The 12,989-nt window shown below is 28.0% G+C and carries 11 protein-coding genes and 3 tRNA genes; 7 read left to right on the plus strand and 7 right to left on the minus strand.

Annotated elements, in window-relative coordinates:
- Window positions 1-15: 15 nt before the first annotated feature.
- Window positions 16-1,191 carry an acetyl-CoA C-acyltransferase gene (locus tag MHN29_RS03365; protein ID WP_235272892.1) on the minus strand — a complete coding sequence of 392 codons (1,176 nt, stop codon included), beginning with the start codon at window positions 1,189-1,191 and terminating at the stop codon, window positions 16-18.
- A 105-nt stretch (window positions 1,192-1,296) separates the two neighbouring features.
- On the opposite strand from MHN29_RS03365, the gene MHN29_RS03370 reads away from it, so the two are divergent.
- The 6 genes from MHN29_RS03370 to MHN29_RS03395 all read left to right on the plus strand — a co-directional run bounded on the left by MHN29_RS03370 (window position 1,297) and on the right by MHN29_RS03395 (window position 6,056).
- Window positions 1,297-3,345, plus strand: a complete 2,049-nt coding sequence (locus tag MHN29_RS03370) for an HD family phosphohydrolase (protein ID WP_235272891.1) — start codon at window positions 1,297-1,299, stop codon at window positions 3,343-3,345.
- 99 nt (window positions 3,346-3,444) lie between these two features.
- Window positions 3,445-3,527 (plus strand) — tRNA-Ser (locus tag MHN29_RS03375).
- Window positions 3,528-3,541: 14 nt separating this feature from the next.
- Window positions 3,542-3,616 (plus strand) — tRNA-Pro (locus MHN29_RS03380).
- Between the two features lie 16 nt (window positions 3,617-3,632).
- Window positions 3,633-3,706 (plus strand) — tRNA-Arg (locus tag MHN29_RS03385).
- A 247-nt stretch (window positions 3,707-3,953) separates the two neighbouring features.
- Complete coding sequence (locus tag MHN29_RS03390) at window positions 3,954-4,568, plus strand: hypothetical protein (RefSeq protein ID WP_235272890.1); 615 nt, start codon at window positions 3,954-3,956, stop codon at window positions 4,566-4,568.
- 39 nt (window positions 4,569-4,607) lie between these two features.
- The gene (locus tag MHN29_RS03395) at window positions 4,608-6,056 is read left to right on the plus strand and encodes a S41 family peptidase (protein WP_235272889.1); all 1,449 of its coding nucleotides are present in this window, start codon (window positions 4,608-4,610) and stop codon (window positions 6,054-6,056) included.
- A gap of 94 nt (window positions 6,057-6,150) precedes the next feature.
- Here the strand turns inward: MHN29_RS03395 and MHN29_RS03400 are convergent, their stop codons facing one another.
- The 4 genes from MHN29_RS03400 to MHN29_RS03415 all read right to left on the minus strand — a co-directional run bounded on the left by MHN29_RS03400 (window position 6,151) and on the right by MHN29_RS03415 (window position 10,359).
- Complete coding sequence (locus MHN29_RS03400; protein WP_235272888.1) at window positions 6,151-7,449, minus strand: hypothetical protein; 1,299 nt, start codon at window positions 7,447-7,449, stop codon at window positions 6,151-6,153.
- A 13-nt stretch (window positions 7,450-7,462) separates the two neighbouring features.
- Window positions 7,463-8,467 carry a cysteine synthase family protein gene (locus MHN29_RS03405; RefSeq protein ID WP_235272886.1) on the minus strand — a complete coding sequence of 335 codons (1,005 nt, stop codon included), beginning with the start codon at window positions 8,465-8,467 and terminating at the stop codon, window positions 7,463-7,465.
- Window positions 8,468-8,656: 189 nt separating this feature from the next.
- Entirely contained in the window at window positions 8,657-9,346 is a 690-nt protein-coding gene (locus MHN29_RS03410) for a LytTR family DNA-binding domain-containing protein (protein ID WP_235272884.1), read from the minus strand.
- Between the two features lie 2 nt (window positions 9,347-9,348).
- Window positions 9,349-10,359 carry a sensor histidine kinase gene (locus MHN29_RS03415; RefSeq protein ID WP_235272883.1) on the minus strand — a complete coding sequence of 337 codons (1,011 nt, stop codon included), beginning with the start codon at window positions 10,357-10,359 and terminating at the stop codon, window positions 9,349-9,351.
- Between the two features lie 361 nt (window positions 10,360-10,720).
- On the opposite strand from MHN29_RS03415, the gene MHN29_RS03420 reads away from it, so the two are divergent.
- Window positions 10,721-11,320, plus strand: a complete 600-nt coding sequence (locus MHN29_RS03420; RefSeq protein ID WP_235272881.1) for a DUF6134 family protein — start codon at window positions 10,721-10,723, stop codon at window positions 11,318-11,320.
- A gap of 510 nt (window positions 11,321-11,830) precedes the next feature.
- Here the strand turns inward: MHN29_RS03420 and MHN29_RS03425 are convergent.
- Complete coding sequence (locus MHN29_RS03425) at window positions 11,831-12,664, minus strand: universal stress protein (protein ID WP_235272880.1); 834 nt, start codon at window positions 12,662-12,664, stop codon at window positions 11,831-11,833.
- Between the two features lie 18 nt (window positions 12,665-12,682).
- Entirely contained in the window at window positions 12,683-12,985 is a 303-nt protein-coding gene (gene hpf / locus MHN29_RS03430; RefSeq protein WP_235272878.1) for a ribosome hibernation-promoting factor, HPF/YfiA family, read from the minus strand.
- Between the last annotated feature and the right edge of the window lie 4 nt (window positions 12,986-12,989).

Below are 12,989 nucleotides of genomic sequence, written 5' to 3' on the forward strand. Positions count from 1 at the left end.
CAGCTTTTATTAAAATTATACTCTTTCAATTACCATTGCACTAGCACCACCACCACCGTTACATATACCAGCAGCACCAATTTTAGCGTTGTTTTGTTTTAATATAGATGTTAAAGCAATTATAATTCTAGCTCCAGAAACACCTAAAGGATGACCTAATGATACAGCTCCTCCGTTTACATTTACTTTATCTGCAGACAATCCTAAAATTTTCATATTAGCTAATCCTACTACAGAAAATGCTTCATTAAGCTCAAAATAATCTACATCATCAATAGAAATTCCAGCTTTAGCTAAAGCTTTAGGTAATGCTTTTGCAGGTGCAGTAGTAAACCATTTAGGCTCATGAGCAGCATCAGCATATCCTTTAATTTTGGCTAAAGGAGTTAATCCTAATTCAGCAGCTTTTTCAGCAGACATTAATACTAAAGCAGCACCACCATCATTAATTGTTGAAGCGTTAGCAGCTGTTACAGTTCCTTCTTTGGTGAAAGCAGCACGTAAAGCAGGAATTTTTTCCATTTTTACGTTTTTGTACTCCTCGTCTTCAGAAAAAATAATTGGTTCTCCTCTACGTTGAGGAATCTCTACAGGAACAACTTCGTCTGCAAACTTACCTTCACTCCAGGCTTTAGCAGAACGGTTGTATGATTCAATAGCAAAAGCATCTTGATCTTCTCTAGAAAATTCATACTCAGTAGCACATTCATCAGCACATACACCCATTGCTACTTGTTCATATGCATCAACTAAACCGTCTTTTTGCATACCATCTTCCATTTTTACAGGACCAAATTTAGTAGCACTACGAGCGTGTTGATAATGAGGTATCATACTCATATTTTCCATACCACCAGCTACAACAATTTCAGCATCGCCTAAGGCAATTGTTTGCGCTGCTAACATGATAGATTTCATACCAGAAGAACAAACTTTGTTAACTGTTGTACAAGGAACAGTATCAGGAATTCCAGCAAAAATAGCTGCTTGACGTGCAGGTGCCTGACCTAAACCAGCAGAAACTACATTTCCGATAAAAACTTCCTCAACCATTTCTGGTTTTAAGTTTATTTTATCTAAAGCTCCTTTAATTGCTACCGCTCCTAATTTTGGAGCTGGTGTAGTTGATAAAGTTCCTAAAAAACTACCTATTGGAGTTCTTGCAACCGATACGATAACTACTTCTTTCATATTATTGAGTATGTTGTATTAAGATTAGTTCTGCGAAAATAACCATTTTATAACAAGTACTCAAATAATAGAGAAAGGTTATATTTACATTTTTAAAAGCTAAAAATGAACGATTTTATCAATAAATTGTATAAGAACAATGCGATAATTTACAAAGTATTGTTATTCTTAATAACCGTTACAGCAATTGTTTACTTATTTCCTAAAGGAGGACAGTTTAAATACGATTTTCCTCAAGGTAAGCCATGGCAGTATGATAATTTATACTCACCCTTTGATTTTGCAATTCAAAAAACGGATAAAGAAAAAGAAGAGGAGATTAAAAATATAGAAGCAAATGCTAAAAAATATTTTGTTGTAGATACTGGTATTAAAACAAAAGTATTGGAAGAGTTTGAGGGTAAAATTATACCATCAGATTCTTTATCTATTAAAGAAGTTCAGTTTCTGAAAAAAATAGGAAAAAGTATTATTAATTCTATATACAGATATGGTTTATTAGATGCGATTAGTAATGCAAAAGCTAATAAAAGAGATATTGTTATTTTAAGAAAAGGAAATTCTATAGAAGATGTGCCTTTTTCTAGATTGATTCAATCCAATGAAGTTTTAAGTTATGTCAATCAAAAAGTAAAAGATTTAAATGTAAATCAACAACAACTAATTTTAAGATACATATCAGAGACTTTAAGATCAAATGTAAGTTATGATGTGAAATATAGCGAAAGAGAGCTACAAGAGGCTTTAAATAGTATTTCACTAGCCAAAGGTAAAGTATCGAAAGGAGAGTTGATTATTTTAAAAGGAGATATTGTTGAAGGAAAAAAGTTTAATGTATTAAAATCATATGAGTTAGCTTCTAGCTCTCAAATTTGGACAGAATCGAATTATAACTGGATTGTTTTTGGGTATACAATTTTAGTATCGCTGGCCTTGCTAATGTTATTACTTTTCTTAGAGAAATATAGACTTGAGATTTATAAAAACAATAATAAAGTAACTTTTATATTCTTCAATATATTCTTAATGATTTTTGTACAAACAATGGTTGTTAAGTACAATTCAGAATATTTATACGTTGTGCCTCTAAGTATTTTACCAATTGTTTTAAAAGCGTTTTTTGATGCACGGTTAGGATTATTTACTCATGTATTAACAGTATTATTATTAGGATTTATTGTGCCTAATAGTTTTGAATTTATTTATTTACACATTATTGCAGGGATTGTAACTATTTTAACGGTTTCTGAATTGTATAAAAGAGCTAGTTTATTTGTTTCAATAGGACAAATTACACTGATTTATATGATTACCTATTTTGCATTTTCAATTTTAAAAGAAGGAAACGCAGATAAAATTAATTGGTTGTATTTTGGATTGTTTGCAGCAAATGGATTGTTATCATTTTTAGCAGTTTTCTTTATCTACTTCTATGAAAAACTATTTGGATTGGTTTCCGATGTTACCTTATTAGAATTATCTAACACGAATTCGAAGCTTTTAAGAGACTTAAATGAAAAAGCACCAGGAACATTCCAACATTCTATGCAAGTAGCTAATTTGGCCGAAGCAGCAGCAAATGAAATAGGGGCGAACTCAATGTTAGTAAGAACGGGAGCTTTGTATCATGATATAGGGAAGATGGTACAACCTATGTACTTTACAGAAAACCAATCAACAGGAGTTAATCCGCATAACGATTTGTTACCTAAAGATAGTGCTCGAATTATTTTAGATCATGTAATTAACGGAATTGAAATAGCTAAGAAGAATAAATTACCTGATAGAATTATTGATTTTATAAGAACACATCACGGAACAAGTGTAACTTATTACTTTTATAAAAAAGAGCAGGAGAATAATCCAGATGAAGAAATAGATATAAAGAAGTTTCAATATCAAGGACCAATTCCATTTTCTAAAGAAACGGCAATTTTAATGATGTGTGATGCGGCAGAAGCAGCTTCTAAGAGTTTGAAAAATCCAACAGCACAATCCATAGATGAATTAATTGATAAGATTATAAACAAGCAAAAAAACGATAATCAGTTCCGAAATTCGGATATTACGTTTAGAGAAATAGAAAAAATAAAAAAAATTATTAAGAATAAGTTGATGAATATCTACCACTTACGTGTTGAGTATCCAGATTAGTGATTTTTTTCTTCAAAAAAACTTGCGTGAATGTTTAATCGGTTATATATTTGCACTCGCAATTTTTAATTCAAAGTTTCAAACGCTTTGAAAGCCTCCGGAGAGGTGGCAGAGTGGTAATGCAGCAGATTGCTAATCTGTCGACCTTATTGGTCGCCAGGGTTCGAGTCCCTGTCTCTCCGCTAAGAATTGCACTCGGGGCGTAGCGTAGCCCGGTTATCGCGCCGCGTTTGGGACGCGGAGGTCGCAGGTTCGAATCCTGCCGCCCCGACAAAATAAGAATTACTGGTCGCGTAGCTCAGCTGGATAGAGCATCTGCCTTCTAAGCAGACGGTCACAGGTTCGAATCCTGTCGCGATCACAATAAGCCTTACTAGAAATAGTAAGGCTTTTTTGTTTTCTAGAGTTTCAAAAGCTTAATAAAAATAGAGTTTTTACCATAGAAATACTTTTAATGGTAAAAGAGTGAAAATCTGTTTAAAACTCTACAATAAGAATAGTTAAATATTCTCCTTTTTTAACACGATATTTTTTATGTTAAAATTTAATGTTTAATTATAGGAAAGAATATTTTTGTTAGCACTTTAACCAAACTCTAATAAATTATTATGAAAAAAAGTAAAAAGTACAAAAAACGCTTTGATGTCAACTTAATTATAGCATTTGGAGTATTGTTAGCTAGTATTGGTGCGCTTATGATTTCTACAAGACAAGCTTCTATTATGAATGAGCAAACCAAGATTTTTTTAGAGCAATCTAAATCTAGTGCCTGGCCAAGTTTGAGTATTGGTATGAGCCGTAGTTTTGATAATGATACTTTGAATAAATACTCACTTATAATTTCTAATAGAGGTATTGGTCCTGCTATTGTAACAGAAACTAAAATTACTTTTGATGGAAAGCCTATATCAAATTGGGAAGAGTTTTATAAAGTAGCTAAAATTCCAGATTCTATTGTAAAAAGGCATGGAAACGATATTCTTTTAAATAGAGTTATTAAACCTGGTGAAGATTTTTTATTAATAGATTGGTCTTTAAATCCGTTATTAATGAATTATATTTATAAATATTCCAACAAAATTTCAGTACGTATCTGTTATAAGTCTGTATTCGGAGATCATTGGGAAGTAGTTAGAAAAGGATTTAAAAATAATTTAGAAAAAAATATAACTAAAGAAATTTCTAATTATAAAGCTTCTGAGGATATTCTGTTTTTAGAATAAGATATAAACACAACATTACATACAATTTAAAACAACATGATGAAACAGTATTTATTTTTTATACTATTTATAACAACTTTCAATGTATTTTCTCAAAAGTGTGATTGTACAGCTAATTTTAAATGGGTGCAAAAGACTATAGAAGAAAATGATGCAGGTTTTGCTTTTGCAATCAATAATAAAGGAAAAGAGGCTTATAATAACCATACCGCTATTTATAAAAAGAAAGTTGCAACAATAAAAACATTAGATGCTTGTAGACAAGCGATTTCTGAATGGCTAACTTTTTTACGATCAGGGCATCTTGGTATTCGTAGTATACAAACTCCAACCAATAGTTCAAAAAAGAAACAAAGTAATGCTGAAATTAAAGCAAGTTTTAAAGATTGGGAAAAACGAACTATCGATTTAGAGGCATTTAAAAAATACCTTTCAGCAAAAAAAGCTCACGATTTTGAAGGTATTTGGGTTTCTTCTCCTTATACAATTGGAATTAAAAAAGAAGGAGATATTTATGTTGGATTTATTATTGAAGCAGATGGAGTTTATTGGAATAAAGGGCAAGTTAAGTTAAAAATAGACGCCCAAGGAGCCGCTAAATTTTATTTACGTGATCATTCTAAACTTGACTTTAAAAAAGCTACTTTATTTGATTCTAACTTTATAGAAATGGGATATATTAACTTAGAACGTAGCTATCCAATACTTAAGAAAAATAAAAAAATGTCTAATTATATTAAGGCAATTTCGGCAAATGACCCTTATTTTGAACGTATAAACAACACAACTGTGCTTTTACGAATTCCAAGTTTTAGAGGTTCTGAAAAGAAAAAAATAGATGCTGTAATTAAAGATAATAAAGCTACAATATTAAGTACTGAAAATTTAATTCTAGATATTAGAAACAATGGAGGTGGAAGTGATTCTAGTTTTGATGAATTATTACCTATTTTATATACAAATCCGATTCGTACAGTAGGAGTTCAATACTTGTCTACGCCTCTTAATAATCAGAGAATGTTGGATTTTATTAATAATGAAGATTATGGATTTGACGAAAAAGGTAAAAAATGGGCAAAAGAATCATACGATACACTTTCTAAGCATATTGGTGAATTCGTTATGCTAAAAAAAGACCCTGTATCTGTTACTTCTTTTGATACTATCCATGAGTACCCCAAAAATATTGGTATTGTAATAAATAAAGGGAATGGTAGTACTGCTGAACAGTTTTTATTAGCAGCAAAACAAAGTAAGAAAGTAAAATTATTTGGAGCAACTACCGTTGGAGTTTTAGATATTTCAAATATGTATTTTGTAAACTCTCCTTGTAATAATCTTAAATTAGGATATAGTTTAACGAAAAGTTTACGTATTCCTGAAATGACAATTGATAACAAAGGTATTCAACCAGATTATTATATAAGTAAAGATATTCCTAAACAAGATTGGATTGAATTTGTTACTGAAATTTTGAATTATAAATAAGTAAATTTTTCATTAGACTTAATTATAGAAAAAGTCTTACTAATTTTAGTAAGGCTTATTAATTTAAAGGGATTTTTATAAAGAATTTAGAAAATTAATTCAAATTTTTGAACATTAACTCATAACGTATAAAAAAGAAGAGAAACAATATTTCAAAGATGAGTCCTAAGTTTAAAGCTATGGCCAAGGATATTAAGCCTGAAAAATTCATTTTAATTAAACCATAAGCAACGATTACTAACAATATATGAGAAGGAATAGCAGCTATTCCAATAGCTCTTGTTTTCTGGCTAATAATTAATTCTCCTTGTAATATGTTTTGGAATGTCGTTAAGGCAGGAAAAAATAGAAAATAACTCAAACAGTTTAAAATTAAAGCATTATAACTAATAAGTTTGCCCATTGAAATATATATAATACTATTTCCCAATGGAGTTATGATTAAGAATAAAAATAAAATTGTAAAAGCGATACCAACCGTAATGCAAAAGTTCCTAATTGCTTCAAAAGAAAAATCTTCTTTATTAGAAATATATACTTGCTGAACCATTCTTGTTCCATTAGAAACAATTAATACAATCCCCCATATAATTGGCCAAAGTATAAGTGAAATTTTAGAGTCAATAGCAAAACTAAGAAGAAAGACTAAAAGAGTTCTAGTCCCCCAAATTATTACCATAGAATAACCTAACGGGAAATAATAGTTAAATAGTTCTTTGTAAGTTTTTGGTAAAGATTCAATTTTTTGACTTTCTATATTATTAAAATCAAATAGTTTAAGACTAAAATAGCTAACATAAACAGCCTCTACAAAAAGTCCTCCAAGTAAAGAACTTATAGCACAAGTTAAACCAGACCAATCTAATTGTAAACCTAAAATAGGAATTCCAATCACAAAAAATAATCTTACTAAAGAAGCTTGTGCTACAACATTATTTTTTTTTTGCTGAATAAGTATACCTTGAAAATATCTTCTCCAACCGATGACAAATGGAAATAAAAATATAAAATAAATAATTCTTCTAGTTGTTTCTGATACTTCAATGCTTAAACTAAAAATTTTCTTACCTAAAAATTCAAAAACATTAGGTATAGAAAAACACAAAAATAGACCAGCCAACAAAAGAGAAAAAACAAGAGTAAACCGTAAGAATTTCTTAGAGCTTTCTTTATTTTGAGCTAAAGCATTAGAAGCATGAAGAACCATAATTATTGGAGCTTCAAAGAAGTTTGCTAAACTTTTAGCGATTCCAAAAGAAGCCAAGTTTAATTCACCATTAGGTAAAGAGGCAATGGCATAATTTCTTACAGGCTCACCTAAAGCCATTGCCATATCTGTTAAACTTAATGGAATAAACTGCTTCCAGAGTTTGATTATTTGATTAAATCTCATGCAATTTTTAGAATTAAGATCTTTTATGTTCAATAACAGTGTCTATTTTATGAAAGCATTGATCTTCATTAAAAATTTGTAAGTCATTTTCTTTTAACCATTGTTCATCATAAAAAGTATCTAAATACCTAAAACCAGAATCGGCGCTAATCATGCAAACATTCTTTATGTTTTCTTCTGTCTTTAAGGCTTTTAAAGTAGCAGCAATAACAGTTCCAGAAGAAGCGCCCAATAAAAGGCCTTCTTTTTTTGCTAAATAATAGCAAAAAGAAAAACTCAATTCATCATCAACACAAAAAGCTCTATCAACTAAATCCCAATTAAAAGCAGGCGGAGTAAAAGATAAACCTAAACCTGTCATTTTATAAGGGTGTCTATCTTTTGTGAAAATTCCAGAGCCTTTAACATCAACACCCCAAATTTTTGTTTTAGGATAATTTTCTCTAAAATATCTAGAAATTCCAGCTAATTGACCAGCAGTAGATACACCTACAACAATTACATCAGGAGCACCTTTATACTCTTTCTCAATCTCTGAAGCGGTTAAATGATAATGTACCTCAGAGGTCATAGGATTTAAATGTTGACAAGCATACCAACTACCAGGTGTTTTTTCTTGAATTTTTTGAGCATAGGCCATTCTGGCTTTTTGCATAGAACCAACTTCATCACAATGTTCTTCCCCAATTTCTAAAACATCAGCACCATAGGTTTCTAGTATTTTTTTCATGCTACGAGAAGTCTTTTTATCGATAACTATTTTTACAGGATGTCCAAGCTGTCTTCCTATTACAGTAAGTGCTATTCCAAAGTTTCCAGAACTAGATTCTATAATTGTACCACCTTCAGCTAATAAACCTTCCTGTTTGGCTTTAAGAATAAAATAGAAAGCGTTTTTATCTTTAATACTTCCAGTAATACTATATTGTTCTAGTTTAAAATCTAAATTTATATTCTCAAACTTTTTTAACCTTACAAAAGTAGAGCTCTCAACTAAGTCTAAAATTGAATTCTTCATATTATATTTTCATAAAAAATTAATCTGACTCAAAAATATCAACACAGTTTTCTGTCAAAAAAGTAATTCAATTAAGCTATAAAACATTAAATAAAATGAAGGAAAAGCAATTAATAATTAAAAAAAATGATTCATTGAAAATGATTCATTTTTATTTAAATAAAATAAGATTAATAGAGAATTTGTAATCTACCATTTCTCTATAAAATCAACTTTATAGCTTTCACCTAAAGGCAATCTATTATCATCAAGAACTATAGAATTACCTTCAATAAATTTTATATAAATAGAATTTACAATATAAGAACGATGAATTCTATAAAAATGAGAGTTAGGAAGTATATTTTCTACAGATTTCATAGTACCATAAACCATTAATTTACCAACAGACTTGGTATGATACATTACATATTCATGATGTGATTGAATATATATTATATCTTCAAAATTTACTTTATAAATCTTTTTACTAGACTTTAGTTGAATACTACCAGTTAATTCTTTACTACTATTTATATTCGATTTAAGGAACGTTTGTTTTACTTTATTAATGGCTCTTAAAAATCGATAAAACTCAATAGGTTTCAATAAATAATCAGAGGCATCTAACTCGAAACCATCTAAAGCATATTCTCTATAAGCAGTTGTAAAAATAACTTTAGGTTGTTTTTTTAGAGATTTTAAAAAATCAATTCCAGAAATATCAGGCATATTAATATCTAATAAAAGAATATCAATATCTTCATTTTCTATAATAGAAATACATTTTAAAGGAGACTTAAAAGAACCAACAACTTCTAAATCATCAATTTTAGCACAATATTTTTCTAATAAATCACGAGCAGGCTCTTCATCATCTATAATAATACATTTATACATCTTTATAAGGTAATTTTTAAAGAAACAATAAAATCGTTTTCATGATTAGTAATTTCTAATTGATGTTTATTATTAGGATATAATAATTCTAATCTTCGGGTAACATTTTTTATACCAATACCTCCAGTTTTATCTACATTTTTTTGGTGAACAAAAGAATTACTACAGTTAAAAATGATTTGATTAGTAATAGATTTTAATTCAATTTTAATATAAGCATTACTTTCTGTATCTTCAATATTACCGTGCTTGAAAGCATTTTCAATAAACGGTATCAATAACATAGGAGCTATCTTCTGACTTAAATTTGATTGAGAATAATTAAATGAGATATCAGAAATATTTTTGTCTTTAAGTTTAAATAAATCTATAAAATTATTAATATAAGTAATTTCATCATTTAAACTTACAGTCCCTTCTTTTTCACCATATAAAGAATAATCCAACATTCTTGATAATTGCATTATAGCCTTTGAAGCTCTTGGAGCTTTATCAAACGTTAAAGAGTAAATATTATTGAGAGTATTAAATAAAAAATGAGGATTAGTTTGTTGTATTAAAAAGCTTTTTTCTGCAGTAACAATTGCTAGTTCCTTTTCTTCTTGCTGTTTACGTTTTAAGAAAGTATATAAAAAGAAACTAACAAAAATGATTAATATAATAGGCATAGCATTCATAACAATAATTTCCAAATTATCTAAAACCATATCATCATGAGGAAATTCTTCTTCATGTTCTATATGTTGAGGAGTTAATTTAGTAATAAAAAAAGAGATAATTATTCCTGTAAAAACAAGAGCTAGATTTGTTAGTATGTACAGAGCGTATTTTTTTAATTCATAAAATCTTGGTAGAATCCATTTAAAGTTTAAGTAAAAGACAATAGTTTGAGAAAGTATAATTGTAGATGTCTTTATTATTGATGTTTTTCTATCCGTAACTAAATTGAATATTACAAATAAAAACACAGCATATAAGCTCCAAAAAACCAAGTGTTTAAAGTTGTTACGCATTATACAAAAATACCAAATAAGGATTGTTTTTTAATATATATTCAATAAAACACGAAATATCAGGTGTGAACAGAGTAATTATTCAATAAAAAGCTTTATTAATTATAAAATTAAGGAGATTTTAAATCATTCATAGTTAAATAAGAGGATCTATTCTTTTCAATTAATTGCTAATTTTTAGTGTATTACCATTTGTTTATTTAAATAAAATAGAAAAAAAACATATAATCTTGTTTTTTAGAGTTTTACTTAAATATTGTTGACTCCATTGAATAGGTTTTAACAGTCTTTTAATCGTTTTTACATTCGTTGACAAGAGTATTAGAAAGTAAGAATTAGTTTAAAAACAATGTTTTAGTTTATGAAAACCAAATTTCAAAAAATAATAATAGTATTACTGCTAATAAATATAACACAGGTTTGTAGTCAAGAATATGTTTATGATATAAAAATCTTTGGAAAAAAAATAGGTACAGTAATAACAAATAGGATCCAAGAAGATGGAAAAACTATTTACAAAACAAGTTCATTTTCCTCAATACGTTTCTTTGGGAAAAAAGAAATAACAACGTATATAGAAACGGTTTACAAAAACAATATTTTACAAAGCAGTTTTTATGAAGTTAAAAAGAATAAAAAAATAAGAGAAAAAGCAATTTTAAAATATAAAAAGAACAAGTATCATATAATAACCAACGGAAAAGAAATTTATCATGATAAACCTATATTTAAGAGTACAGTAATGTTAACTCATAATAAGCCAAAAAATAAAGAGGTGATATTTGAAGAGGTAAAAGGATTTTACAAAATAGTGTCAAAAATAAATGAAAATAAGTTTGATTTAATAAATCCTAAGAGTAGATATAAAGATACATACATATACAATAAGGATGGTATTTTAAAAAAATGTATTATTAGACGTAACTTTTTTGATATAAAGATGATTCTAAGAAAAGGCTAAAAATAGTATTAAACTTTAATTACTTTAAAATTAAATGATAAACCAATAATAAAACTCCAATAACAATAGAGGTTAATGAAATTTTTTTTCCTTCAGCATCCTTTTTCTTAAAAGATATAATTAAAAACAAAATACTTAATAATGTTAAAAAACTAATGTACAATATCATTTCTTATCAGAAAATTATAGTTGAATTTATATTGCAAATTTGAATTTAAGTTTAGGTTTTATAAAAAATATTCAATCAAACACTATATAATTTAAATAAATAACTATTTGGATAATTGATTGAGAAAAAACACTATTCAGCAAAAAAAAGAAATGATTAATATCAATTAAGTATTGATACACTGAATTAGAGTTGCTTGAAAATTAAAATATAATTATATCTTTTATAAGATTACCACATGTAGTTGTGTAAATAAGTTTTTTAGAAAAACTATTACAATTATAAAACCCTTATTAGAAATTAATAAGGGTTTTAATTTTTTATGATATGTTTTAATTAACTTATGTTGTAGCAGGTATAACCATAAAAGGAATCGTTAATTGATGTCCTAAATTAGCTATTACATGTTCTCTAAATAAGTTTTCAAAGAAACTGTGTTTGTATTTTATCATAGTCAAAATATCAATTTCATTAGTATCAATTAAATCGATAATTTCATTTGTTATGTTTGTGTACTGAGTTATTTCAGTATAACTAGTTTCTACATTTTTCAAATACATTTGTAAAGAATCTAAATTTTCTTTTTGACTAGTATCTAATTCTTCATTTGTTTGTATATGTAATACGTTTAATTTAGAATTATTCAAACTAATAAGATATTTAATTTCATCTAGTTCAGTACTATTGTATAAACGTTTAAATCCACTAGAAAAACCAATGTTCTCTGGTTTTTTGTATTCGATACCAGTAGGTATTGCTAATATTGGGCATTTAGAAAGATTACTTATAATTTCTACAGTGTTACTACCTAAGAAAATTTCTTTAGCTCCTGTTGCTCCTTTGGTTCCCATAACAATTAAATCTATGTCATGGTTTTCTACAGCAATAGATACAGCTTGTTCAATATCATGTGTACTTGTAGATATTTTAAAACTATGGTTAGGGTTCGCAAATGTTTTTTCTACTCGTTCAAGTAAATGTTTTAAATCATTTACAGCATTTTCTTGCATTACACGGGTTAACTTATTTGAAAAAGAAGAGATTCTTGATGACTTAACTGGTGCTGAATGAAGTAAATGAAAAACACATTGTTCATTAGCAAAGAGTTTAAGTGTATAAACAGTGGCTGTCCATGCATTCTCTGAAAAATCGGTTGGTATTAAAATATGTTTCATAATAGTAGGTTTTAGAAATTATAAATGAGACTTCATAATCTGCTTACGCTTACTTAACTGTCTTTCTAAATCGCTAACTGTATTTTTAACAGCCAATTGATAGTTGTCTTCATTAGAAGAAGCAAATATTTGAGGACCAGATTGACTTAAAACCATTTCACAGATTTTACCTTTTGATGTAGGGTCATTTTCATATTTTATATAAACTTGCGCTTTTATAAGCCAATCATATTTTTTATAAAGTTTATCAAGTTTTTTTTGAATGAATTCTTGTAAATTTTCACTTACAGGCATTTTAACGAATTGAATATGTATTTCCATTTTT

The organism is Tenacibaculum sp. Cn5-46 (assembly GCF_022347705.1).
Taxonomy (GTDB): domain Bacteria; phylum Bacteroidota; class Bacteroidia; order Flavobacteriales; family Flavobacteriaceae; genus Polaribacter; species Polaribacter aiptasiae.